This window comes from Flavobacterium sp. 103 (assembly GCF_003096795.1).
Lineage (GTDB): Bacteria > Bacteroidota > Bacteroidia > Flavobacteriales > Flavobacteriaceae > Flavobacterium.
Window position 1 is genome coordinate 1,783,326 of record NZ_QENX01000001.1, and the last position, 24,747, is coordinate 1,808,072.

Sequence of the window (24,747 nt, forward strand, 5' to 3'; positions counted from 1 at the left end):
CTCTTAATTAGGTTTTGTATAATAAATTTCGAATTTCAATCTTTTGTTATAATCCTTATCATCTGTTGGAATATTATTACCAAAGACAATAGTACCTAATGGATTCATGACAGAAGCCATCGGCGCTTTCAAAGGAAAACCGGTTTTATCCCTTAAAGCATAAAAACTGGACTTATTAATATCTTCTGTAACAACTAATCCCAAGTCAACATTAGTTGAATCAGCGTACTTTACAAGATTTCTAATATGATTAGTAATCCTAAATTTATAATAAGAACCACCTTCTACATCTGATTTCTTGGTTAGAATACCCCCAAAAATATATTTATTGTTTTTAATATTACTAACGACAGTCGTAGTCTCTCTATAATCAATCAACACTTGGTTGTTTGTAAAATCGTACAAATAAATTCTTTGCGGCACATAACTTGTACCCATAGCACCCGAATTCAAATGAAAAACTAAGCTTGCCTCATTAATAAGGTATTTATTTCTTCTCATGTCATCCAACTCATCCGGAACTTTGTTCGGACCATCGCTTAATTCAAGACCATGATTGTCAGTTGGGTCAAATAATTTCAAAATAGACATTGAACCTTCCCCTCCTTTAAGATACAAATTAGCATCACCTTTATCAGAGTTAATACTAGCGGGATCCGTCGCATTTGCATAATTAATATTTATATTACTTTGATCCAACAAACTAACAGTGTTACCAGATAAATTTAATACCAATGTTTTATCTGTAGTTACAGAATTTATAGTCTCCGAATAAGTAATCGTTATCTTTCCATACTTAAAATTAAGCATTGCCATGTTTCCTGGATTACCCCCTATAGTTTCGATATTGAAAAACAATCCTCTAAAGTAATTTTTGAACGCATTATTATCTATCAAAGGTCCCGCTGGCGATTTAATTATTTTATTGAGGAAGAAATCCTTATTCAAACTTAACTCCATTCCAGGAGGCGTTCTTGTTGTTACTTCGGTACCATTTGAGTTGGTAGTCTTTGTAACATGCTCTGTCGGATCAAAAAAGAATTCTGTATTTTCGGATGTATTCGACCCGTCATTTAAAGGGACTCCAATTTTTAACTGATTAAAATCCGAATATTGATTGTTATAATATTTTTGAGGCTGTGAAAATTGTTCCTCAGGATCTAAGTCCCTCATAAAATAACCAGATTCATAAACACTGAGTTTCATTTTGGCCTTATCTGGACCATAAATAGAATCCAAAACATAAGTACTACTTCCATCTGGATTTACTACAGTTTTATTTTTATCATAAAAATAAGGTATAGTCAATACCACTTTTTTTATAGTAGCTGAAGCGTCAAAGGCAGGATCTAAAGTCGCTAAAGTTACTTGAGTAACAAAATTTGCATTAGTAGTACCAAAGGAAGGATTGTTATATATCCCTAGAGGATTAACCTCTAAATTATTTGATTGAATAGGCCCTAATTTTTGATTATATGCTACCACAGGATATTCCCTCTTTTGTATATCAAAAGAATTATCGCCTATAATATCTTCACCAACAACATTAAATTCTTTATCACAGGAATTAAAAAGAACAATAAATAAAAGGAAAGGAATTGTTTTAAAAAAAGAATTTTTAAGCATATTTATTCGTAAAAGATTGATTTATAACAACATATTTTTATAGAATTCAGTATAAGCCACCGAAAATTCATCTTTATGTTTCAAAGGTAGAAAAGGTTTATTAGAAGATTCTATAAATTTTGTTAAACTTGGAGAGAGTCCATCTGAGGCAATAATTACAGCATCAGAATTACGAATAGTTGCTTTTATAATATTTTCATAATTTGGAACTTCTAGTTCGGCAATTGCTTCATCAGGAATACCATCAAATCTAACCTTATTGATCATTTCAACATCCAATGTTCCATCAAAAGACTGACTATAAACAGACGTAACAATCTTAGTATCTGAAAACAACGCTTCGTTTTTATAAAAATGCTTCATGTAAACAGGCAACATGGCGGCCATCCAACCGTGTACATGAATAATATCCGGTACCCAATTTAATTTTTTAACAGTCTCTACAACGCCTTTTGCAAAAAAGATCGCACGCTCATCATTATCGGGATACATCACCCCTTCCTCATCGGCAAAAGTTGCTTTTCTTTTAAAATATTCTTCGTTATCTATAAAATAAACCTGTATTCTTTCTTTCGGAATAGAAGCTACTTTAATAATAAGGGGCATATCCAAATCATTCACCACCAAATTCATTCCAGACAACCGAATCACTTCATGCAATTGGTGTCTTCTCTCGTTAATATTTCCATACCTTGGCATAAAAATTCTAATTTGCCCTCCTTGATCATTAATCATTTTTGGTACGTCATAAGACATTAATGAAACCTCATTTTCAGCGAGATAAGGTACAACTTCAGATGATACGTATAATATCCTCTTATCTTTCATAGTATAAATTGATTAATTATTGGCAATAAAAACCACGCAAAATTACAAAATTTTATGCAGTTATGGACTAAAATATTAAGTTTGCACCTAATTTAAACAAAACTGCCATGCAAATTTTCTATGGAAAAGCGGCTTTAATGGACTATTTAATCTCCTTAAAGACTACAAATTCTTCAATTGGATTTGTTCCGACAATGGGTGCTTTGCATGAGGGACATCAGTCGCTAATGCTTCAATCTACTAAGGAAAATGATATAACTGTTGTTAGTATTTTTGTAAATCCGACTCAATTTAACAATCCAGAAGACTTGCAAAAATATCCTCGCACTTTGGATGCTGACATGATAAAAATCTCGAACATCAATCGGGAAATTATCGTTTTTGCTCCAACAGTCGACGACATGTATGAAGGAAAAACCCTATCACAATCTTTCGATTTTGACGGATTGGAAAATAAAATGGAAGGAAAGTTTAGACCGGGGCATTTTGACGGTGTGGGAACCATTGTAAAACGTCTTTTTGAAATCGTAAAACCAACCAGAGCCTATTTTGGCGAAAAAGATTTTCAGCAGGTGCAAATTGTCAAAAAGATGGTTGAAAAAAATCACTTAGATGTAACAATTGTTGTTTGCCCTATTTATAGAGAAATCAACAACTTAGCTATGAGTTCTCGAAATGAACGCTTAACTTTGCACGAAAGAGAAGAAGCTGGAATTATCTATAAAATACTAAACGGAGCCAAAGCAAAATTCTCAAATAATAGCGCAGAAAAAACTACCCAATGGGTTAAAAATGAATTCAATAAAAATAAAATATTTACTTTAGAATACTTTGAAATTGCAGATGAAACAACACTTACGACTTGCAAACGAAAAAGTAAAAACAAAAAATATCGAGCATTCGTAGCGGTATTTGTCAACAACATCCGACTAATAGACACCATTTCATTAAATTAAAAAATACCATGCACATTCAAGTTGTTAAATCAAAAATCCACCGAGTAAGAGTCACAGGAGCCGACTTAAATTACATCGGAAGTATCACTATAGACGAAGCATTATTAGAAGCAGCAAACATAATAGAGGGTGAAAAAGTTTCCATTGTTAACATAAATAATGGAGAACGTTTTGATACTTATGCCATTGTTGGCGAAAAAAATTCCGGAATAATCACCTTAAATGGACCAGCGGCACGTAAAGTTCAAAAGGACGATATCATCATCATCATTTCCTATGCAACTCTAGAATTTGAGGAAGCCAAGACATTTAAACCCTGGATTGTTTTTCCAAATGAAAAAGACAATTCATTGACATAATAGGTTTGTCCATTCCTCCTTTGTAAATACATAAAATAATTGTTTATATTGCTACTCTATTTATCATAAAATAACCAACCCCATTATTATATGAAACATTTATTTATAGTATTACTAGTCTTTTTTTCTGTTTCTGGTTACTCACAAATAAAAATCATTCATTTCGATTCCGGAAAACTTCAAGAAAAAAGAGAGCTTTACGTTTCTCTACCTGCCTCCTATGAAAAAAATCCAACCAAAAGATACCCTCTATTAATTTTAATGGATGGTGACTATCTACTAAACCCGTTTTTAGGGACTTTAAATTATGGGGCTCATTGGGATGATTTACCTGAGGTAATTGTTGTAGGAATAAGCCAAGGTCAAAACAACCAAAGGTCAATTGATTGTGGTTTGGACGAAGTAACAGGAATGCCCGATGGGAAAAGTGTCGATTTCTTTGACTTTATATCTCTGGAACTCCTTCCATTTATACAACATGACTATAGAACTACCAATTTCAAAATCATCGCGGGGCACGATATAACTGCAGCCTTCTCAAATTTCTTCTTATATAAAGAAAACCCATTATTCAATGCTTATATTTGTCTAAGTCCTGAGTTACCGGTGAATATGGAAAATGATATGCCGGATATTTTAGATTCTATCAAACAGCCTATTTTTTATTATCTCTCTTCAGCAGACGGTGATGATAAAAAAATGCAAGAAAGAATTAAAAATTTTGATACCAAAATTCAAACCAAAAAAAATCCAAATCTAAATTACAAGTTTGAAAATTTTAACGATGTATCCCATTTCTCTCTAGTTTTGCATTCTATCCCAACAGCTTTGTATCAAATTTTTGCTGCGGCTCAACCTATTTCCGTACTAGAATATGACACAAAAATAGTAACGCTCAAAGAAGGTTATGTTGATTATTTAAAAAACAAGTATGATATCATTGAAAATTCATTTGGCATAAAAAATCCAATTCGAATTACCGATTTCAAAGCCATTGAAGCTGCGATTATTGAAAATAAAGATTACAACGAGCTAGATGCTTTAGCGATTCTTGCCGACAAAAGTTACCCAAAAAGCATGCTAGGCGATTATGAATTAGCTACCATGTTTGAAAAAAAAGGAGATAATCCAAGAGCCGTACGCTATTATATGTCGGGCTTCAATAAAGAAGAAATTGCCGACCTTACCAAAGACATGATGTTCGCCAAAGCAGAAGAATTGAAAAAAACCTTTGCCAAAAAACCAAAAATAAAAGGAAAAGTAGGCCAAGATGTTGAAGCAAAACAGGAAGTAATTGAAGAAACCCCTGCATCTGAAACTCCTGTTTCCGACGAAAAAAAGCAATAATAATGACCAAAGTAAAAACAACTTTTTTTTGCCAGAATTGTGGTGCGCAATATGCCAGATGGCAAGGACAGTGCAATTCCTGTAAAGAATGGAATACTATTGCCGAGGAAATTATACAAAAGCAGGAAAAAGTAGCTTGGAAAAGTGAATCGTCTACCACAAGTAAGGCACCAAAACCGTTACGAATCAACGAAATTGACAGTGCAGAAGAAATTCGTCTCGATACTACCGATAACGAATTGAATAGAGTTCTGGGTGGAGGAATCGTTCCTGGATCTCTTATCCTTCTGGGAGGTGAGCCTGGAATTGGAAAGAGTACACTTTTATTGCAAATTTCCTTAAAATTACCTTACAAAACTTTATACGTTTCTGGCGAAGAAAGCCAAAAACAAATAAAAATGCGTGCCGAGCGTATCACGCCAAACGGAGATAATTGCTACATTCTTACCGAAACAAAAACACAGAATATCTTCAAACAGATTGAAGCCATTCAGCCGGAAATTGTCATAATCGATTCGATTCAAACTTTGCATACCGATTATATTGAATCTACTGCAGGAAGTATTTCACAAATACGAGAAACAACTGCAGAACTTATCAAATTTGCCAAAGAAACCAATATTCCAGTAATCTTAATTGGACATATTACTAAAGACGGAACTATAGCAGGTCCAAAAATATTGGAACATATGGTCGATACGGTGCTTCAATTTGAAGGAGACCGCAACCATGTCTATCGTATTTTGCGTTCGCTGAAAAACCGTTTTGGATCAACTGCCGAAATTGGGATTTATGAGATGCTAGGCAGCGGATTGCGAGAAGTATCCAATCCATCCGAAATATTGATTTCTCACAAAGACGAAGAATTGTCAGGAACGGCCATTGCAACTACACTCGAGGGCATGAGACCTTTGATGATTGAAATACAATCGTTGGTAAGTACCGCAGTTTACGGAACACCGCAAAGAAGCACTACAGGTTATAACGCCAAAAGACTAAACATGATTTTAGCCGTTTTGGAAAAAAGAGCTGGTTTTAGGCTTGGAGCCAAAGACGTTTTCTTGAATGTAACAGGAGGGATATCTGTGGATGATCCAGCCATAGATTTAGCCGTTGTGGCCGCCATTTTATCATCAAATGAAGACATTCCAGTCAACAAAGATTTTTGTTTTGCTGGCGAAGTTGGGCTTTCGGGTGAAATTCGTCCTGTCAACCGAGTGGATCAGCGTATTCAAGAAGCTGAAAAATTGGGATTTTCGACTATTTTTGTATCCAAATACAATAAAATCGCTTTAAAAAATACGGGAATAAAAATCCAATTGGTGGCCAAAATCGAAGATGTTGCCAGCCAGTTGTTCGGATAAAACATTATTTTAAAAAAGACTTCTTTTCCTTTTACATATATGAGAACTAACAAACAAAAGTTACTACTTGCTTCCAAAATACTTGGGATAGTTATTGCTGTACTCTTAATTGGTTTTCTTGTATTTAGGAACGAACTTTTGGATCAGGCCATCGACAAAGTTTCTACCACAATGAAACTGGAATACAATAGTGAGTTTGCAATCAAAAAAGCTTCTTTTGACGGTATTTCAGGAATAGAATTGAACGAAATCACACTGGCACCAAAAAACCGGGACACTATTTTTAAAATTCAAAAAATAAAAACAAGTGTCAATTTATGGCGTCTGCTAATTGGCGATGTTCAGCTCGGAACTCTTGAAATAAAAAATGGTTATGTTCAGTTAACCAAAAAAGGAAAGATCAAAAACTTTGGTGCTTTCTTGAAAAAAGACAAAAACGAACCCAAAACCAATAAAAAAAGAGATTACGCCGAATTTGCCTATCGAATTATCTCCAAAGTCCTCAATTTGGTTCCAACGGATATGACTCTTGAAAACTTGGTATTCAAACTCGATGACAATGGCAAAAAAGCAACCGTAAACTTCAAAAAACTAACTTTATATCAAACTAAATTAGAATCGTCTATCGAGGTTCAAACCAACACTTTTGCGCAACGTTGGAGAATCAACGGTATTGCAGACCCTAGAAACAAAAAAGGAGATTTACACTTTTTCAATATTGACACCGGCGCTATCAAAGTTCCTTATTTTGATGAGCGTTACAACCTAAAAGCTAGTTTTGATTCCATTCGATTCAATGTTCAAAATATTGACATGAGTGGTGGCGAATTGCACTTGGACGGTTATACTTCGATTACAAATTTGAAAATGAATCATAAACGGATTGCCAACAAAGATGTCATTATCAAAAATGCGAGATTTGATTACCGTTTCTTATTGGGTTCGGATTTTATTTCTATCGACAGCAGTTCGACTTTTCAATTCAACAAAATTAAACTTCATCCTTACCTTTCTTATAACACCGAAGAAGATACGGTTTATAAACTAAAAGTGGCTATTCCGAAAATGAAAGCTCAAGATTTTATCACCTCTCTTCCTGATGGTTTGTTTACCCATTTTCAAGGTATGGAAGCCACCGGAGATTTTGATTATAAATTGGATTTTATGTTCAACAAAAATAGGCCAAATACCATTGTTTTCAAAAGCAACATAACCAAACAAAATTTAAAAATAACCAAATACGGGAATATAGATTTAGCCAAATTAAATGGTGAGTTTACCTATCGAGCCATTGACAAAGGCGTTCCTCAACGACCAGTTTTTGTAGGCGCCAGCAATCCGTATTACACGCCTTTGGACCAAATATCACCTTACTTGCAAAAATGTGTTCTAACCTCCGAAGATCCTTCTTTTATGTCACATCATGGCTTTATAAACGAAGCCTTCAAACAGTCTATTCTAAAAAACATTCGCACCAAAAAATTCTCTCGTGGCGCAAGTACCATAAGCATGCAATTGGTTAAAAATGTATTCCTTACCCGAGAAAAAACCTTGTCGAGAAAACTGGAAGAAATTCTATTGGTGTATATCATTGAAAACAACCGAATCACGAGCAAACAACGTATGCTCGAGGTATATTTCAACATTATCGAATGGGGTCCGAACATATATGGAATTGGCGAAGCAGCCGAGTTTTATTTCCAGAAAAGACCAGCCGATTTGAATGTGCAAGAATGTCTATTCCTGGCTACCATTATCCCAAAACCAAAGAAATTCATGTGGCAATTTGACCAAGAAGGTTTGCAAAAAGCATACGCCACTAAACAGCAAGCTTTCTTGAGAAACTTAATGTTTCGCCGTGGATTATTGGTTCCCGAAGATACTATTGGTTTATCAGCTCCGATAACACTTACGGGTCGTGCTCATTCTTTATTGAACATCAAAGTTCAAGATACTACTGTCATTGATTCAACATCGGTAAAAGAAGAATTTGATTTTTAAACTATCGCTAAAAAAACTAGCCACATAGAGACATAGATTTAATAGCAAATCATTAAAGGACGAATAGAAATAGGCCTATTTTTTCACATAGATCGGCTATGTGAAAAGTGAAACGCTTATCAACTCTTTCCAAATACTACAAATTCTATGTCTCTATGTGGTAAAATTTAATCCAATTACTTAAAATTCCTCAAAAAATCCTCTTTGTACGTTGGGGAAACTTCAATTTCTGTTGCATCGTTTAAAGTAATAATGCCACCCTTGTTATACGATTTCACATAGTTCAAATTGATGATATGGGATTTGTGAACGCGGATAAAAGGCAAAGGCAGGATTTCCGAGAAATGCTTCAAAAAACGACAAGCCATTTTCTTGCTTCCGCTATGGAGATACAAATCGGTGAAATTACCGTTACCGCGAAGGCGGACGATATCTTCCATTTTTACTACTTCAAAACCTTCCAATGTTGGTAAAATTACCTGTTGTTTTTCGGGTTTAGTTTCCTTAAAATTTTCAACGATTATCCTGTTTCTGTTAAAAATTTCGTGATTGAGAATTTGATGATGTACTTTGTTTACCGCCACGATTAATTCTTCAATGCTAATGGGTTTCAGCAAATAATAGGCCGCGCTTTGATTCAACGCTTTCAAAGAATACTCCGAAAAAGCGGTTACAAAAATAGTCTCAAAATGCAAATCCTTGCAAGCTTCGAGAACATCAAAAGCATTGCCAAAAGGCATTTCCACATCCAAAAAAACCAACTGTGGCTGTAATTCGTGCAACAACGGAACAGCCTCTTTTATGTTTTGGGCTTCGCCAATGACCTCCACTTGCGGACAATATTTGCTCAAATAATTCTTGAGCACTTCTCGTGCCGCCAATTCATCTTCGACAATTACGCTTTTTATCTTTTGAAAACTCATCCTATTTTATCAATTAATGGAAAAACAATTTCGATTACGGTTCCTGTTTCCGGCAAGGCTTTCTCAAAAATCTGGAACGCAATATTCTTTTTGTACAACTCATTAAGCAAACCAATGCGCTCTTTCGTATTGCTCATCCCTCGCGATTCATGTGCTTTTTGATTACTCGTTTTCAGCTCTTGGCTTTTAGTCAAGCCAATACCATCATCTTCAATACGAATCACAACTTGGCCGTTGAATAACTGAATATTCAATTGCAACAACCCTTTGGCATCCAAATACCGCAAACCGTGCCAAATAGCATTCTCCAAATGAGGCTGAATAATCATATTGGGAACCATAGTTCTTTCGGGATCCAATTCTGGGTCAACGCTTATCTTGAAATCAAATTTATCCTGAAAGCGCAAATGTTCCAATTCCAAATACTTTTTCAATTGTTCCAACTCGTTATCCAAGGTAATGAAATCCTTGTTGGAATTCTCCATCGTATTTCGCATCAAATTCGAATACGAAGTCAGGTATTTATTGGCTTCCAATTCTTTGTTCTCGGATATAAATTGATTCACACTATTAAGACTGTTGAAAATAAAATGCGGATTCATTTCGCGTCGTAACGACTGCAATGCAATTTCTTTGTTCTTTGTTTTGATAGAAAAAAGCGATTTTACAATCCACAGAAACAACAACAAAAGCAATCCTATCGAACCTAAAAGGAAGTAATTAAAAGTATTTGTCTTGGTAATTAGCTCGTCTTTCAACGATTTTTCTTTTTCCAATTGGCGGATTTTATCTTCGCTAACCTGAAACGCTTTGGTATCCATCAAAGTTGTGTCGGATTGCACTAATTGCTCAAAATTTTGAAGAAATTGACCGTACAAAGCCAAACTTTCCCTGTTCTTTCCTTTTTCATTGTAATACTGCGTTAACGAAATCAAACTCTTTTTTGCCTCGGCAGAATTTCCTTTTTGAAGTGCCAAAGCAAAGGCTTCCTTCAATGCCGTGACCGCTTTATTAGGCTCTTCTTTTTGGAAATACAGATCCGATAGCGATTGCAATTGTTTAATTTGAGTATTGAAATCTTTCTTGGTTTTGGCATCTGCCAATAGTTTTTCATTAATGCCTATTGCCTTGTCAAACTGATTGTCTGACGCATATACTTTGGCAATTTCATTGTTAATTTTGATGATCGTTGCCGGTTTTCCTTTTGCGTAAGCGAGCGCCTGATGGTAACTTTCTATGGCAACTTCCTTATTTTTTTGTTGCAAAGAATTCTCGGCTTTTTGAACATAGGCCGCTGAAACTTCTTCTTCTTTATTTTCCTTTTTTAGCAACTCTATATTCGAATTGAGGTAGCCGACTTGAGCCACCGGACTCGCAACAGCACGCAAACGATTAGCATCATTCGTATTGATTTCTTCAAGGCTTTTATCTGCAGCAATATTCCCTGCCTTATCATAATTTTTAATCGCCGATTCATAGTCTTTCTGGGATTCCTGCACTTTGGCAAGGCTTCTGGTTACGCGGGTTTTGTCATCAACCAACTTCAGTTTGGCGTAGCTCGTGATGGCTTTTTTGAAATACTCTTCGGCTTTGGCATTATCTCCTTTATTAAGAAATTCATTGGCCAATCGTTCATAATTTTGGGCAATTTGAGCTTCGTCATTTACCTCCAAAGATTTTTTCAAATCATTACTTACCCTACTCATCTTAGAAACCGGCATCGATTTGCTTTTATACAAAGAATCCTGAGCCATTGTTCCGATAGGAAACAACAGCGTTAGAAGGAAAATGAAATATAGATTTAGTAAACGCATTTTTTTTAAGTTTTTGAGTCACTAAGATTCTGAGTCACTAAGCAAATTAATAATAATTTGGAGCAGAAAAATTTGGCTTTTTTATCAGCATTAGTCCCGCTTTCCGTTACAAACGAAGTTCACTGAGCTCCTATGAAAATAAAAGTATAGTGAAGTAATCTTATAAGCCGAACCCCGGCTTATAAGGATTTCCACTGCAATCGGGGCTAAGAGACAATAATTTGTTTTTATAAGACACTTAAAATCTTAGCCTCTTCCAAAAAAATTCCACTTTGTAAAGTAAAGTATTTTAAACTCCTTTTACAACTCGTTTCACCAAGTCAAAAGGCCGTTTCACCATTTGTCCAAAAAAGCGCTGTTTTTAGTTTTTAAGTTTGGTCTGTAATCAACCTTTAAAAACGAAAAATCATGAAAACGACTTTATTTATCTCCGCGCTTTTGGCAACCACAATTTCTTTTGCAAGCTGTAATTCTTCGAATGCAAAGCCAATAAAAAACATTGGAACAGAAAAACCAACTGAAAACACCAAAATTCAAGTCGCACTTTTATTAGATACTTCCAACAGTATGGACGGATTAATCGACCAAGCCAAATCCAGACTTTGGAACATCGTAAACACGCTCACAACTCTTAAATATTCCGGTAAAACTCCCGATATCGAAATTGCGTTGTATGAATACGGCAACGACGGATTGGCACAACAATCCAATTATATTAGACAAGTAACACCGCTTACCACCGACTTGGACTTGATCTCCGAAAAATTATTTGCTTTGAAAACCAACGGCGGAAATGAGTATTGCGGTGCGGTAATTCAAGATGCAACCAAAAAATTGCAATGGAAAAAAGAAAATAGCAATATGAAACTCATTTATATTGCAGGAAATGAAGCCTTCAACCAAGGAGGAATAAACTACAAAGAAGCCATCAGCGATGCCTTGAAAAATGATATTTATGTGAACACTATTTTCTGCGGAAGCAGTATGGAAGGAATTAATACCTTTTGGAAAGACGGCGCCGATTATGGAAAAGGGAAATACTTCAACATTGATTCTAACTTATCGGTTCAATACGTATCAACGCCTTATGACGATCAAATATCCAAATGCAATGTAAAAATCAATAACACCTATATTGGCTACGGAGCAAAGGGTTCTTCTAAAAAAATGAACCAAGAAGCACAAGACAAAAATGCACAGGGAGTTTCATCTGCCAATTATGCCGAACGCGCCGTAAGCAAATCCAAAGCAGTCTATAAAAATGAAAGCTGGGACTTAGTTGACCGTGTAAAAGAAGATCCCAAAGCGATTGCAAAAATCAAAAAAGAGGAATTACCCGCGGAGCTTCAAAACAAATCAGAAGCCGAAGTGGAAGTAATTGTTACCCAAAAAGCAAAAGAAAGAGAGATAATCCAAAAAGAAATTGGTGAATTGGCCAAAAAACGCCAACAATATATCGATGCCGAAACCAAAAAAACAAAATCACAAGACGATTTGGGAAATGCCATAAACACTTCTATTGTAGCTTTAGCGAAAGCAAAAGGCTATACGGTCGAACGATAAAAAATATTTTTTACCATGTAAGTCATATTCACTAAGCTGAATACTTTCTTATACTAATATGGCTTACATGGTAAAAAACACTTTATTTGTAATGCTTATCATATAAAAATTAAAAACCTACTTATGTTTAAAAAAACAATACTATCAGTCCTTTTATTGGTTACTGCTTTTGCTTTGGCACAAAAACCAATTTTTACCACCGCCAAAGTAAAAGCCGCAACGGTGTATTTTAATGCTGCCGAGATATCGCAAAACACCACTGTAAATTTACCCTTGGGCACAAGTGAAATTGTCATCAAAAATGTAGCAGTTGACCTAAATGAAAATTCGGTGCAAATAGGTGCGCCAGCATCTGTAACAGTACTTTCTGTTCAATTCACCAATGATTATGTTTCGGAGTATGAAGTAGATTTGAAATCGCCTGCGCTAAAAAAAGTAAAAGACAGTATTGTTTTGGTACAAAAAGAGATTTTAAAATTAGGTAATGCCAAAAATTCTGAAACGAAAACATTGGCACTTTTAGACAAAAACCAACAAGTTTCAGGCGTAAATTCGGGTTTGAACGTGATGGAATTAATGAAAATGGTCGATTATTATAAAGCCAAACAAACTGAAATCGCCAACACCATAAATTCATTAACAGAAAAGGAACAAAAACTGAATGAGATCCTTCAAAAATTGAACAATAAACTCGAAGTAGATACGAGCAAAGAAGAGAAAACCTCGTCCGGTAAATTGATTGTTCAAGTGATGAATAATTTGGCCGGAGCAGTTCCGCTAGATATTACTTATTTGTCGAATAATGCTTCTTGGACTCCTTTCTACGATTTGCGTACCGAAAGTGTGACAGCACCAATAAATATGATGTATAAAGCGCAGGTGATTCAAAACACAGGAATCGATTGGAAAAAAGTAAAACTAACTTTGTCCAGCGGCGTACCAAATCAAAACAATCAAGCGCCTTTGTTAAGTTCCTGGTTCTTGAACTACAGAACGAATGAAAGGTTGCAAGAAGTAGTTGTGATGGGCTATGGCTCGAAGAAAAAAGGAGTAACAAATCAATTGCAGGGAAAAGTTGCGGGTGTTCAAATTGCTAACCAAGAAATGAATGCACAACCTATAATGATGGCAGAATCTTCTGTTTCTGACTACACAACGGTATCCGAAAACCAACTGAACGTCTCTTTTGACATCGATATCCCTTATGATATTTTATCAAATGGAAAAGTACACAGTGTCTCGTTAAAAGAAATCAAACTACCAGCATCTTATAAATATTATACCGTTCCAAAAGCGGACAAAGACGCTTTTTTACTGGCACAAATTGCCGACTACAGCAAATACAATTTGTTGAGAGGTGAAGCCAATATCATTTTTGAAGGTATGTATGTGGGCAAAACTTTTATAGAGCCGAGCCAAACCAGCGACACTTTGAGTTTGAGTATGGGTCGTGATAAAAAAGTGACCATCAAACGAGAAAAAGTAGTCGATCAGTCGGGTACCAAATTTTTGTCTTCCAAAAAAGAGCAAACTTTTACCTTTGACATCACCCTTAGAAACAACAAAAAAGAAGCGATTGAGATGTTGCTAAAAGATCAATATCCGTTGAGTTCTAATAAAGATATTGAAGTTGAATTGTTACAAAGCGACAATGCCAAAGTAAATCCCGAAACAGGAATCCTGACCTGGCAATTGCAGATGAAACCAAATGAAACCAAGAAAATTAGAATTAGTTACAAAGTGAGATATCCAAAAGATGAAGTTATAGAGAATTTGTAAACAGCAAAAAACCTGTCAGATTCAAAAATTGACAGGTTTTTTAATTTATTTCATTTAGTGATTAAGGAGCCGGATCAGGAATAATGGCCTGAACAGCATCTATTTCTTTTAAAATATCATCAGAAAGTGTTACCTGAATTGTGTCAATATTTTCTTTGAGTTGTTCCATTGTAGTGGCTCCAATAATTGAACTCGTCAAAAAAGGCTGTTGTTGTACAAAAGCCAGAGCCAGTTGAGTCAATGTCAATCCATGTTTGTGAGCGATCTCTTGATACAGTTTTGTTGCCTCAGTAGATTTTGCACTACTGTATCTCGAATACTGTGGAAACAAACTCAATCTTGCATTAGGATGGGATTCACCAGTTAGGAACTTTCCAGATAAAACACCAAAAGCCAAAGGTGAATACGCCAATAATCCCACATTCTCACGAAGGCAAACTTCGGCAGATGCATTTTCGAAAAGACGGTTTAACAACGAATACGGATTTTGAATGGTTTTAATTCTTGGCAAATTATTGTATTTGCTTTCTTCCAGAAAACGCATCATTCCCCAAGGATTTTCATTGGAAACTCCAATATGTTTTATTTTTCCAGCTTTGACAAAACCATCCAAAGATTCCAGAACAGCATGGATATTGTCTTCCCAAGCATCATCTTGATCTTTGTAACCACGTTGTCCAAAAAAATTGGTTTTGCGTTCTGGCCAATGCAATTGATAAAGATCTAAATAATCAGTTTGAAGACGCTGCAAACTATTGTCCAAGGCATATTGAATACTAGCAGGAGAAAAATCTAATTTTTCACGCATATAACCAAAAATAGGACTTGGTCCAGCAATCTTAGATGCCAAAACTACTTCTTCTCTTTTTCCGGTTTTCTTGAACCACGTTCCAATTATTTTTTCGGTACTTCCGTAAGTTTCTTTCTTACCTGGGATAGAATACATCTCGGCAGTATCAAAGAAATTGACTCCCTTTTCGAGTGCATAATCCATCTGGGCATGCCCTTCAGATTCGGTGTTTTGTTGCCCAAAAGTCATTGTTCCTAGGCATATTTTACTGACTTTTATATCGGTATTCGGTAAAGTAGTGTATTTCATTTTTTAAGTGGCTAAGATTCTAAGACGCTAAGTTCCTAAATTTTTACTGAAAGCAAAGATAAAAATTAGTTCCTCGTTTTTGGTTTGACTTTGTCTAATATTAACAAAAAAAGGCTCAACGTTTTCACGTGAACCTTTTCAACTTAGAATCTCAGTATCTTAGAGTCTTAGCATCTTCCTCCTAAAACTCATTCAACATTTTTGAAATTTCGTCCAATCTCGGAGTCAAAATAATTTCGATTCTACGGTTTTTAGCTTTTCCTTCAGCAGTGTTATTGGGCGCTAAAGGAGAATATTCACTTCTTCCGGCTGCCGTAAGATTTTGTTTGTTTACTTTTTTGTTTTCACCCAAAATAGTAACAATAGCTGTGGCTCTTTTGGTAGAAAGGTCCCAGTTATCAGCAATTGGTCCGGAACCTTCATACGGATCATTATCGGTATGTCCTTCTATCAATACAGAAATATCCGGGTTGTCACCCAATACTTTCCCTACTTCAACAACCGCTTTTTTACCTTCGGTTCCTACAGCCCAACTTCCCGAATTGAAAAGCAATTTGTTTTCCATAGAAACATATACTTTTCCGTTTTTTTGTTCTACTGTCAAACCTTTGCCTTCAAAACCGTTTAAAGCCTTAGAAAGTGTTTCTTTTAGTTTTTTCATGCTGGCTTCTTTGGCTGCAATTAAATCTTCCAGTTCTTTCAAGCGTTGGCTGCTTGCATTCAATTTTTCTTGTTCCAATGCCAGAGCTTTTGCTTTAGCATCCAGCTGCGCCAATAATTCACGATTCTTTTTCATGTTGGCTTCCAAAGCTTCGTTGCTGTTTTTTTCTAAAGCAGCATACGAATCCTGCATCACTTTCATTTTGTTTTTGACAGCCTCATAATCGGCTTGTACTTTGGCCAAGTTGGCATTGGTGTCATCCAATTTGGATTGCAAAGCGGCTTTTTCTGATTCTAATTGTTTTTTTGATGCCAAAAGAGCAGCATTCTCGTCTGAAATGGATCTGTTTTCCTTTTTTAAATTGGCAAATTGGTTTTCGAGATCATTGTAGATTTTCTTGGAAACACAAGAAGTGGACAATGCCATAATTAAAAGTCCGATGGAAATTTTTTTAATCATTTTGTTAAGTTTTACTATTTATATGTGGTATTTGAGGTCAAAAGTTCTTGTAATACGGAATGCCTTAGCCCAGATAACAGTGGAAATACTTGTTTGTGAAAAATCTATTTTTTTTGTTGCTAGTGCAGAGCGACCAACGGAAGCTCCTGCAATAGCTTACAAAAAATGATTTTTGCAAACAAGATTGCAACGGATAGCTGGATTAGCTCCTTATAACTTTCATTCTTTTTTATTTGCAATTGACATTGCCATTGATATTGAATTTACCCTATTCAATTTCCACCAAAACCGGGCAATGATCGGAATGCATGGCGTCTGGTAATATAACGGCTCTTTTGAGTTTATGTTTTAGGGAGTCGCTCACTAAATTGTAATCGATGCGCCAACCTTTGTTATTCCCACGGGCTCCGGCACGGTAACTCCACCATGAATATTGATGTGGTTCGCTGTTAAAATGACGAAAACTGTCTACGAATCCAGATTTCATGAATTTATCCAACCAAGCTCTTTCCTCGGGTAAAAAACCTGATACATTTTTGTTTCTGATTGGATCGTGTATATCGATTGCCTCGTGACAGATGTTATAATCACCACAAATGATTAGATTCGGAATGTCCTTTTTGAGTCCGTCAACGTAGTTTTGAAAGTCATCCATGTACATAAACTTATGACTTAAACGATCCATGTTAGTTCCCGAAGGCAAGTACAAACTCATCACAGAGCAGTCGTCAAAATCGGCGCGTAGATTTCTACCTTCAAAATCCATATGCTGGATACCAGTTCCATAAACTACATTATTCGGTTTAATTTTTGAAAGAATGGCAACGCCACTATAGCCTTTTTTGGTCGCTGGGTAATAATATTGATACGGATAGCCCGCAGCGGTAATGTCGGAAACGGGAATTTGCTCTTCGGTCGCTTTGATTTCCTGTAGGCAAATAACATCGGGATTGGCATGTTGCAACCATTCTATAAATCCTTTGGTGATAGCGGCTCGAATTCCGTTTACGTTGTACGAGATGATTTTCATTACTATATTTTTTTTTAAATCCGAAGTAAATTTTGACGAAAACTGGTTCTTAAAACCATTTTTTTATCTCAAATCCGGAAGATTATTTTTTCTGTGGAATCCAAAAGTAGTAAAAAGTAGAAAGATTGATTCAAAAAAAACCATAAAAAATGGAGTATTTTGCTATCTTTGTCTCTTGCTCAAAAAAGAAAAAATAAATGGGTTTAGTTACCGCGAAAGAAGTTGCAAAGACAATAAATACGGACAAGTACGGCGTTTTCGGTACTTTTTCGGGCTGGTTGTTGATGAAAGTTTTAAAGATTTCGACATTAAACAAAATATACGACCGCAACAAACATTTGAAAGAGCTACCGTTCTTGAATGCTATATTGGACGAGTTTCAGATTAAATTTGAGATTCCGGAAGAAGATTTTAAACGATTACCCAAAGATGGCGCCTATATCACCATTTCAAATCATCCGCTTGGAGGAATTGACGGTATTTTGTTGTTAAAATTAATGCTCGAAAGAGAACCTAATTTTAAAATCATAGCCAATTTTTTACTGCATCGAATTGACCCCATGAAACCCTATATCATGCCGGTGAATCCTTTTGAAAATCACAAAGACGCTAAGTCAAGTGTGGTGGGAATTAAGGAAACATTGCGCCATCTTAGAGATGGTAAACCATTGGGAATGTTCCCTGCCGGTGAGGTTTCTACTTATAAAGATGGAAAATTGGTAGTTGATAAAGCTTGGGAAGAAGGCGCTATAAAAGTAATTCGAAAAGCACAGGTTCCTGTGGTACCTATTTATTTTCACGCTAAAAACAGTCGCTTATTTTATTTTCTGTCCAGAATAAACGACACACTAAGAACGGCAAAATTGCCATCGGAATTGTTGACTCAGAAAGATCGAATTATAAAGGTACGTGTTGGAAAACCTATTTCGGTTGCCGAACAAAACGAATACGAATCGATTGAGGATTACACGGAGTTCTTGAGAAAGAAAACCTATATGCTAGCCAATCCTTTTGAAAAAGAGAACAATTTTTTGAATACGGCCAATTTAATGCCTTCGAAAGCCCCTAAAAAAATTGTGACTCCGGCCAGTACCGACAAAATGATTGCCGAAGTGGAAGCTTTAAGAGTAGCCGACCTTCGCCTTTTACAAAGTAAAAATTACGAAGTATTTTTTGCCGAGGCCAAACAGATTCCAAATATTCTTCATGAAATTGGACGTTTGCGTGAGATTACTTTTAGAGAAGTTGGTGAAGGGACGAATGAATCCATTGATATTGACAAATACGACAAATACTATCGCCATCTCTTTTTGTGGGATGATGACACCAAACAAATCGCGGGAGCTTACCGCATGGGATTGGGATCTCATATTTACCCTAAATATGGTATTGAAGGATTTTATCTGAACGGTCTTTTCCGTTTTGAACCTGAATTGCACGACATGATGAGCAAATCCATTGATATGGGTAGAGCTTTTATCATCAAAGAATATCAGCAAAAACCAATGCCGCTGTTCTTGTTGTGGAGAGGAATCATACACACCACTTTACATTATCCGGAACATAAATATTTGTTAGGCGGTGTAAGTATCAGTAATCAATTTTCAGATTTTTCGAAATCATTGATGATTGAATTCATGAAATCGCACTATTATGATCCTTATATTGCACAATACATCCATCCTAAAAAGGAATTCAAAGTCAAATTAAAAGATGCCGATAAGGATTTTATTTTTGATGAAGCGGAAGCTGATTTAAATAAATTTGACAAGCTTATTGATGAGTTGGAACCAGGGATTTTAAGACTTCCTGTACTAATTAAAAAATACATCAAACAAAACGCAAAACTAGTAGCTTTTAATGTCGACCCTTTATTCAACAATGCTATCGATGGATTAATGTACATTCGAATTGCAGATATCCCGGAAAGCACTATGAAACCTGTGATGGAAGAGTTCCAGGCTGAATTGGAACGCAAACTAAATGACAAAGAGGAAGAAAGCAGTAGTCACTAAGCAGTATTTAATAAACAGAATATAAAATAAAATCCCGTTTCGCTTAAAAAGACGAAACGGGATTTTTTCATAGACAGACATCTATTTAATTTTCGTATTCTTTAACGGCCTTTTTAAAACCGGTCCATTCTGTTTGTGTCAACAAATGTTTCTGGCTAGCTTTTTTCCCTTTTATATATTCAAGGATGTATTTGGCTCTTTCTTCCGATTCTGGATGAGAATTTACCCATGACAATGCACTTTCTAATTTATTGTCAAAAGACATTTCATATAGAAAATCCGCAAATGGTGCTGGATCAATTTTAGCCTTTAGCATATATTCAACGCTGGCGATATCGGCTTCTTTCTCAAGGGAACGATCATAGGCCGACGATGATAAAGTATGCATAATCTCGCGAACAAGCTTACCATTATTATTCCCAGTAGTTATTGACATCAGTACAGAAAAACCAACCTCTTTTGATAATTTTTTCATCACGTGATTGTTCTCTATGTGATCAATTTCGTGTCCCAAAACACCAATTAAAGCCTGTTCGTTTTTTGACGCTTCAATTAGTCCGGAATACACCACTAAATGTCCATCCGGCAACGCAAAAGCATTAACCTCATCTTTTTGTATAATATGTACTTTTAGGCTGTCACGTTCTATTCCGTTTTCTTTACACAATGGTTTTAATAATTTGTCCAACGATTTGGTAATCGAGTCATTTACTATTATGTCTTCGGTCGTTTTTATTTGATCCCAAATCATATCGCCAACTCCTTTTTCGGTAGCGCTTTTGGCTTTATCTATTTTAAAAAAAGTGATATAATCAATTTGAGACAGCAAAAACCAAATCCCAAAGAAGACAACCACTATTGATAATCCTCTAAATAGTGCTTTCATAATTGGTCTTGCAGATTAAATTAGTAATATCCGAAAAGAAATACATTTCGATATGATTCCCTTTTCTGGTTTGTGTGGCCAAATAAAGCGTGAAAATAAATTCAAGCAGATTAAAACCTACAATGGTAATTATGTAGGCAATATAACGGTTCGTCACTTCAGCACCATCAAATACGATGGAAATAGTCCACCAAAATCCAACGGTATTAAAGAAAAACATACCCAATTGAGACAATAATGCCTGTGTACAATGCCATTTTACAAAAGCTGTGCTTTTTCTGTTTCCTAAATAAAAGAAAACGGATGCCAGCAAATTCATTATGGGCAATGGCAATCCGCAAAGCACTACAACGAGCGACATCAAATAACTGTTGGATGCTCTTTCCAACTCGCTGTCGTAAGGTTTATAATTAAATTTTTGTGTTGCGATCATAAGTGTTTGTATATATTCCAAACCCAATTGAGAATAACCAATACAATCAAGGGAATGGCAATTTCTTTCTTTCTAATTAACTTCTCAGTTTTAATGTAAAAATTGTAAAAAGACTGTTTTTTTGCGACAGTATCCCAAACAATCCAGCCTGGAGAAACAACCATAATACCGGCAACTATGATTCCAAAAGGATTTAGAAACAACGACTTCACAATTTCTCCGTTAAACAAATAGGAGACCGCTCTGGTCGTACCGCATGATGGACATGGAAAACTGGTTACTCTTTTAAACACGCAAACAGTCAAATCCAAACCTGAATTTTTTATGGGTGCTAATTTCAAAAAGAGTAACCAACTATAACCCAAAAAACAAGCAAATAAAATCAGTATATAAAGCTTGTTCTTTGACATATTTTAAAGGAATGCATTATTAAACGCAATTGTGTTTTTTTCTTTTGTAGCACCTTGAATCAAAAACCAATCCACAATAGCCCAAATCATAAAACCTCCACAAGTAAGTAACTTTCCAACACCCATTCCTGTATCGCCAATGTAAAAACGATCAATTCCATAAGCTCCTGCAAAAATCGAAATTAACAATGCTGTAGTGGGGTCTTTAAATTGGGTTAACTGTAATCTTTGCCATTGACTTTCGTCTAAGGTTATTAGTTTTTCGCGGATGATATTTAGATGATGCCCTTCAAAATACTTAGCGTTCATCATCATGAACATGTCAACTTTTTGTGAATCCATTATAATAATTTGGTTTTTGGTTACTTCCCTACTCTATTTTGGATTTTCGGATACTCCATAATTTTGCTAATATATAAATATTAACAGAAATGTCTTGTTATAAAAAATTAATTTTTGCTGATAGATTAAATAAGACATAAAAAAATCCTGAAATTTCAGGATTTTTACTTTCTTTATTTTTTAAAACCAGCCTTTCTTACCGACCTGATAGGTTTGATAAAATTCTTCATCAGTTTTAGTCAAATAAATAATTCCTTCCACAAGGCCAATTATACCTCCAATTCCGCAAGTAACAACACCTAAAATGAGCTGAATTATTCCTTCTTGTGTATATCCTAAAATAAATTTGTGTACCCCTAATCCTCCTAATACGATGGCTAGAACTCCAGCTAAAACTTTTTTATTTTCTTGAGGAATTGGTTGTGGGTTATTCCAATTTTCTTGTTTTGAATTCTCCATAGTTGAAAATTAAATTTGTTAATTAATAGTTGTCTAATTTATAAAAAATATCATAAAATACTATTTTTTAAGACATTAAAAACCTTACAACTTTAACTTTTTCCATAAAACGCTTTAATTTTGTCCACTATCACTTGTGCCAATCGCTCGTGGCTTTCGTAGGTCCAGCCAGCAATGTGTGGGGTTAATATCACTTTTCGTCCATCCAATAAATACTGAAAAGCATCTGGTGTGTTTTTGTTTTGAAAGAGTGTTTCAAAAGATAATTTCTCATATTCCAAAACATCTAATCCTGCCCCAAGAACTTTTCCGGATTGCATGGCGGTAACCAAATCGGCTGTTATGATGTTCTTACCTCTAGAAGTATTGATAATCCAAATATCTTTTGCGAAAGCATTAATAAAATTCAAATCTACCATCTTATCAGTTTCAGGAGTCCACGGAATGTGCAAACTCAACACATCAGTTTTCTTCTGTAATTCTTCAAGTGAAACCTGTCTGGCATTGGCATCACCCACATTTTCCTTGATGTCATAGCACAATACTTCCACATCAAAACCACGGAGTTTTTTGGCAAACGCTTTTCCCATGTTTCCATATCCTATGATTCCAACTGTTTTGCCGTCGAGTTCGTAACCACGATTTTTCTCCCTGTTCCATTCACCGGAACGAATCTCGCTGTCAGCAATATTTAACTTGTTGAACAAGGACAATATCATTCCCAAAGTATGTTCGGCAACCGCATTACAGTTACCTTCCGGCGCGGCAATCAATGCAATATTCTTGGAGGTTGCATAATCACAATCAATGCTTTCCAATCCAGCTCCTACTCGAGCAATGAATTGCAAATTGGTGGCTTTGTCCAGAAACTGCTTGTCAATTTTAAAACGGCTTCGAATAACAATTCCTTGGTAGTCTTGAATTTTGGCTTCGATTTCTTGTTTGGAAGAAGTGAAATCGGCGTGATTAATAAAACCTGCCTGTTCCAATTGTTCCCATAGAATGGGATTATTACTGTCAATATGAAGGATTTTGATGTCCATATAAAAGGATTGCTAAATTAGAGTCTCAAAATTAACTAAAAAATCACGGTTTATGGTTTGAACCTAGAATAATTAACCTACAATGCTTAAATTAGCCATTTACTTTTAAAGCGATATATAAAGATGAAATTAACCAAAACATTTACTGCATTTTTTCAAAGCGAAAAAGCGAGTGGTCTATTGCTTCTTTTTGTAACCGTAGTCTCTTTATTGTTGGCTAATTCATTAATTCAAACGGAATATATCGCTTTTTGGAACACTGAAATTGGACATCATTCCATTACACACTGGATTAATGATGGGTTAATGACGATTTTCTTTCTATTGATTGGTTTAGAACTGGAACGAGAAATCTATCATGGCGAATTGGCTAATATCAAAAATGCTATTCTTCCCATTTTTGGTGCTCTTGGTGGGATGATTGTCCCTGCCGGAATTTTTCTGGTATTGAATTACGGAACGCAAACACAAAACGGAGCCGGAATTCCGATGGCAACCGACATTGCTTTTGCAATTGGAGTCTTATCCTTATTGGGCAACCGAATTCCATCCTCGTTAAAAATATTCCTCACCGCTCTTGCAGTCATTGATGATTTAGGAGCAATTCTGGTCATTGCCATATTTTACACTCAAACCATTGCATTTGACAACTTACTCTACGCTTTTATTATATTAGCCTTTTTATTCATATTGAATCGACGAAAAGTGCATCATTTGGCTCCATACTTAATTGGAGGTGTTCTTATGTGGTATTTTATGCTCAACTCGGGTGTACATGCCACTATCACTGGGGTGCTATTGGCCTTTGTCATTCCGTTTGGAGATGGCGGAAAAAATACTGCTTCCTATAAACTGCAGCATTTTCTGCACGAACCTGTCGCTTTTATTATTCTTCCTTTATTTGCTATCGCCAATACCTGTATTTCCATCAACACAGGCTGGTATGAAGGATTGAGTCATGAAAATTCAATCGGAATTATTCTGGGTCTTGTGATAGGAAAACCACTCGGGATTTTGCTATTTTCTTTCCTTGCCGTAAGTTTAGGCATTAGTAAATTGCCCAGAGATCTAAAATGGAAAAACATTTTAGGCGCTGGAATGCTAGGAGGAATAGGATTTACGATGTCTATTTTCATAACCTTATTAGCTTTTAAAAACGATGGTGAAGAAGTCATAACTTATTCAAAAATAGCCATTCTAATTGCCTCTTTCCTGTCCGGAACATTTGGTTTTTTGTGGCTAAAACTCACTTTTAAAGCTCCCGAAAATCGATTAAAGCCCAATAAATAGGATAAAAAACGTGTTAAATAAATCTCAAAGAGAAATTTTATCCTTTCCTTTGTAGCTCCA

22 protein-coding genes are annotated in these 24,747 nt (G+C 35.5%); 9 read left to right on the top strand and 13 right to left on the bottom strand.

Annotated features, from left to right (window positions below; translation table 11 throughout):
- Positions 1-3 precede the first annotated feature (3 nt).
- Together C8C85_RS07185 and C8C85_RS07190 are read right to left on the bottom strand one after the other, a co-directional pair.
- Complete coding sequence (locus C8C85_RS07185; RefSeq protein ID WP_116796459.1) at positions 4-1,626, bottom strand: DUF4270 domain-containing protein; 1,623 nt, start codon at positions 1,624-1,626, stop codon at positions 4-6.
- Between the two features lie 21 nt (positions 1,627-1,647).
- Positions 1,648-2,454, bottom strand: a complete 807-nt coding sequence (locus C8C85_RS07190) for a glycogen/starch synthase (protein ID WP_116796460.1) — start codon at positions 2,452-2,454, stop codon at positions 1,648-1,650.
- Positions 2,455-2,561: 107 nt separating this feature from the next.
- Between C8C85_RS07190 and panC the strand changes: the two genes are divergently transcribed.
- The 5 genes from panC to C8C85_RS07215 all read left to right on the top strand — a co-directional run bounded on the left by panC (position 2,562) and on the right by C8C85_RS07215 (position 8,481).
- Positions 2,562-3,410 carry a pantoate--beta-alanine ligase gene (gene panC / locus C8C85_RS07195; protein WP_116796461.1) on the top strand — a complete coding sequence of 283 codons (849 nt, stop codon included), beginning with the start codon at positions 2,562-2,564 and terminating at the stop codon, positions 3,408-3,410.
- An 8-nt stretch (positions 3,411-3,418) separates the two neighbouring features.
- Entirely contained in the window at positions 3,419-3,769 is a 351-nt protein-coding gene (gene panD, locus C8C85_RS07200) for an aspartate 1-decarboxylase (RefSeq protein ID WP_077378752.1), read from the top strand.
- A 90-nt stretch (positions 3,770-3,859) separates the two neighbouring features.
- Positions 3,860-5,116 (top strand): alpha/beta hydrolase, encoded by a 1,257-nt coding sequence (locus C8C85_RS07205; protein WP_116796462.1) that lies wholly within the window; start codon positions 3,860-3,862, stop codon positions 5,114-5,116.
- Positions 5,117-5,118: 2 nt separating this feature from the next.
- Positions 5,119-6,480 (top strand): DNA repair protein RadA, encoded by a 1,362-nt coding sequence (gene radA / locus C8C85_RS07210; protein WP_116796463.1) that lies wholly within the window; start codon positions 5,119-5,121, stop codon positions 6,478-6,480.
- A gap of 39 nt (positions 6,481-6,519) precedes the next feature.
- A complete protein-coding gene (locus tag C8C85_RS07215; RefSeq protein ID WP_116796464.1) occupies positions 6,520-8,481 on the top strand; it encodes a transglycosylase domain-containing protein in 1,962 nt (653 codons plus the stop codon).
- Positions 8,482-8,657: 176 nt separating this feature from the next.
- On the opposite strand, the gene C8C85_RS07220 is transcribed toward C8C85_RS07215, so the two are convergent.
- Together C8C85_RS07220 and C8C85_RS07225 are read right to left on the bottom strand one after the other, a co-directional pair.
- Positions 8,658-9,404: a LytR/AlgR family response regulator transcription factor gene (locus C8C85_RS07220; protein WP_116796465.1), complete on the bottom strand. Its 747-nt coding sequence runs from the start codon at positions 9,402-9,404 to the stop codon at positions 8,658-8,660.
- Positions 9,401-11,218, bottom strand: a complete 1,818-nt coding sequence (locus tag C8C85_RS07225) for a histidine kinase (RefSeq protein ID WP_116796466.1) — start codon at positions 11,216-11,218, stop codon at positions 9,401-9,403. The genes C8C85_RS07220 and C8C85_RS07225 overlap by 4 nt, the downstream gene beginning before the upstream one ends.
- A gap of 408 nt (positions 11,219-11,626) precedes the next feature.
- Here C8C85_RS07225 and C8C85_RS07230 point away from each other — a divergent pair, with 408 nt between their 5' ends.
- A complete protein-coding gene (locus C8C85_RS07230) occupies positions 11,627-12,781 on the top strand; it encodes a vWA domain-containing protein (protein ID WP_116796467.1) in 1,155 nt (384 codons plus the stop codon).
- Positions 12,782-12,904: 123 nt separating this feature from the next.
- Positions 12,905-14,560 (top strand): DUF4139 domain-containing protein, encoded by a 1,656-nt coding sequence (locus C8C85_RS07235; protein WP_116796468.1) that lies wholly within the window; start codon positions 12,905-12,907, stop codon positions 14,558-14,560.
- 61 nt (positions 14,561-14,621) lie between these two features.
- On the opposite strand, the gene C8C85_RS07240 is transcribed toward C8C85_RS07235, so the two are convergent.
- The 3 genes from C8C85_RS07240 to C8C85_RS07255 all read right to left on the bottom strand — a co-directional run bounded on the left by C8C85_RS07240 (position 14,622) and on the right by C8C85_RS07255 (position 17,809).
- Complete coding sequence (locus tag C8C85_RS07240; protein ID WP_116796469.1) at positions 14,622-15,659, bottom strand: aldo/keto reductase; 1,038 nt, start codon at positions 15,657-15,659, stop codon at positions 14,622-14,624.
- A gap of 181 nt (positions 15,660-15,840) precedes the next feature.
- Positions 15,841-16,779 carry a flagellar motor protein MotB gene (locus C8C85_RS07245; RefSeq protein WP_116796470.1) on the bottom strand — a complete coding sequence of 313 codons (939 nt, stop codon included), beginning with the start codon at positions 16,777-16,779 and terminating at the stop codon, positions 15,841-15,843.
- A 268-nt stretch (positions 16,780-17,047) separates the two neighbouring features.
- The gene (locus C8C85_RS07255) at positions 17,048-17,809 is read right to left on the bottom strand and encodes an exodeoxyribonuclease III (RefSeq protein WP_116796472.1); all 762 of its coding nucleotides are present in this window, start codon (positions 17,807-17,809) and stop codon (positions 17,048-17,050) included.
- Between the two features lie 197 nt (positions 17,810-18,006).
- Here C8C85_RS07255 and C8C85_RS07260 point away from each other — a divergent pair, with 197 nt between their 5' ends.
- Positions 18,007-19,824, top strand: a complete 1,818-nt coding sequence (locus tag C8C85_RS07260; protein WP_116796473.1) for a GNAT family N-acyltransferase — start codon at positions 18,007-18,009, stop codon at positions 19,822-19,824.
- An 85-nt stretch (positions 19,825-19,909) separates the two neighbouring features.
- Here C8C85_RS07260 and C8C85_RS07265 read toward each other — a convergent pair whose 3' ends face one another.
- The 6 genes from C8C85_RS07265 to C8C85_RS07290 all read right to left on the bottom strand — a co-directional run bounded on the left by C8C85_RS07265 (position 19,910) and on the right by C8C85_RS07290 (position 23,397).
- Positions 19,910-20,710: a M48 family metallopeptidase gene (locus tag C8C85_RS07265; protein ID WP_116796474.1), complete on the bottom strand. Its 801-nt coding sequence runs from the start codon at positions 20,708-20,710 to the stop codon at positions 19,910-19,912.
- Positions 20,694-21,143: a DUF4870 domain-containing protein gene (locus C8C85_RS07270; protein ID WP_116796475.1), complete on the bottom strand. Its 450-nt coding sequence runs from the start codon at positions 21,141-21,143 to the stop codon at positions 20,694-20,696. Before C8C85_RS07270 ends, C8C85_RS07265 begins: the two co-directional genes overlap by 17 nt.
- A complete protein-coding gene (locus C8C85_RS07275; protein ID WP_116796476.1) occupies positions 21,140-21,553 on the bottom strand; it encodes a DUF2752 domain-containing protein in 414 nt (137 codons plus the stop codon). Before C8C85_RS07275 ends, C8C85_RS07270 begins: the two co-directional genes overlap by 4 nt.
- Before the next feature lie 3 nt (positions 21,554-21,556).
- Positions 21,557-21,895, bottom strand: a complete 339-nt coding sequence (locus tag C8C85_RS07280; protein WP_116796477.1) for a TM2 domain-containing protein — start codon at positions 21,893-21,895, stop codon at positions 21,557-21,559.
- 180 nt (positions 21,896-22,075) lie between these two features.
- Positions 22,076-22,354 (bottom strand): TM2 domain-containing protein, encoded by a 279-nt coding sequence (locus C8C85_RS07285; protein WP_116796478.1) that lies wholly within the window; start codon positions 22,352-22,354, stop codon positions 22,076-22,078.
- A 92-nt stretch (positions 22,355-22,446) separates the two neighbouring features.
- Positions 22,447-23,397 (bottom strand): 2-hydroxyacid dehydrogenase, encoded by a 951-nt coding sequence (locus C8C85_RS07290; protein WP_116796479.1) that lies wholly within the window; start codon positions 23,395-23,397, stop codon positions 22,447-22,449.
- 123 nt (positions 23,398-23,520) lie between these two features.
- Here C8C85_RS07290 and nhaA point away from each other — a divergent pair, with 123 nt between their 5' ends.
- Positions 23,521-24,687: a Na+/H+ antiporter NhaA gene (nhaA, locus tag C8C85_RS07295; RefSeq protein ID WP_116796480.1), complete on the top strand. Its 1,167-nt coding sequence runs from the start codon at positions 23,521-23,523 to the stop codon at positions 24,685-24,687.
- The last annotated feature ends 60 nt before the right edge of the window (positions 24,688-24,747 follow it).

Bases quoted from the DNA above. Each gene is read 5' to 3' on its own strand.
- C8C85_RS07185 (WP_116796459.1), bottom strand. From the start codon at position 1,626: ATGCTTAAAAATTCTTTTTTTAAAACAATTCCTTTCCTTTTATTTATT.
- C8C85_RS07190 (WP_116796460.1), bottom strand. From the start codon at position 2,454: ATGAAAGATAAGAGGATATTATACGTATCATCTGAAGTTGTACCTTAT.
- panC (WP_116796461.1), top strand. From the start codon at position 2,562: ATGCAAATTTTCTATGGAAAAGCGGCTTTAATGGACTATTTAATCTCC.
- panD (WP_077378752.1), top strand. From the start codon at position 3,419: ATGCACATTCAAGTTGTTAAATCAAAAATCCACCGAGTAAGAGTCACA.
- C8C85_RS07205 (WP_116796462.1), top strand. From the start codon at position 3,860: ATGAAACATTTATTTATAGTATTACTAGTCTTTTTTTCTGTTTCTGGT.
- radA (WP_116796463.1), top strand. From the start codon at position 5,119: ATGACCAAAGTAAAAACAACTTTTTTTTGCCAGAATTGTGGTGCGCAA.
- C8C85_RS07215 (WP_116796464.1), top strand. From the start codon at position 6,520: ATGAGAACTAACAAACAAAAGTTACTACTTGCTTCCAAAATACTTGGG.
- C8C85_RS07220 (WP_116796465.1), bottom strand. From the start codon at position 9,404: ATGAGTTTTCAAAAGATAAAAAGCGTAATTGTCGAAGATGAATTGGCG.
- C8C85_RS07225 (WP_116796466.1), bottom strand. From the start codon at position 11,218: ATGCGTTTACTAAATCTATATTTCATTTTCCTTCTAACGCTGTTGTTT.
- C8C85_RS07230 (WP_116796467.1), top strand. From the start codon at position 11,627: ATGAAAACGACTTTATTTATCTCCGCGCTTTTGGCAACCACAATTTCT.
- C8C85_RS07235 (WP_116796468.1), top strand. From the start codon at position 12,905: ATGTTTAAAAAAACAATACTATCAGTCCTTTTATTGGTTACTGCTTTT.
- C8C85_RS07240 (WP_116796469.1), bottom strand. From the start codon at position 15,659: ATGAAATACACTACTTTACCGAATACCGATATAAAAGTCAGTAAAATA.
- C8C85_RS07245 (WP_116796470.1), bottom strand. From the start codon at position 16,779: ATGATTAAAAAAATTTCCATCGGACTTTTAATTATGGCATTGTCCACT.
- C8C85_RS07255 (WP_116796472.1), bottom strand. From the start codon at position 17,809: ATGAAAATCATCTCGTACAACGTAAACGGAATTCGAGCCGCTATCACC.
- C8C85_RS07260 (WP_116796473.1), top strand. From the start codon at position 18,007: ATGGGTTTAGTTACCGCGAAAGAAGTTGCAAAGACAATAAATACGGAC.
- C8C85_RS07265 (WP_116796474.1), bottom strand. From the start codon at position 20,710: ATGAAAGCACTATTTAGAGGATTATCAATAGTGGTTGTCTTCTTTGGG.
- C8C85_RS07270 (WP_116796475.1), bottom strand. From the start codon at position 21,143: ATGATCGCAACACAAAAATTTAATTATAAACCTTACGACAGCGAGTTG.
- C8C85_RS07275 (WP_116796476.1), bottom strand. From the start codon at position 21,553: ATGTCAAAGAACAAGCTTTATATACTGATTTTATTTGCTTGTTTTTTG.
- C8C85_RS07280 (WP_116796477.1), bottom strand. From the start codon at position 21,895: ATGGATTCACAAAAAGTTGACATGTTCATGATGATGAACGCTAAGTAT.
- C8C85_RS07285 (WP_116796478.1), bottom strand. From the start codon at position 22,354: ATGGAGAATTCAAAACAAGAAAATTGGAATAACCCACAACCAATTCCT.
- C8C85_RS07290 (WP_116796479.1), bottom strand. From the start codon at position 23,397: ATGGACATCAAAATCCTTCATATTGACAGTAATAATCCCATTCTATGG.
- nhaA (WP_116796480.1), top strand. From the start codon at position 23,521: ATGAAATTAACCAAAACATTTACTGCATTTTTTCAAAGCGAAAAAGCG.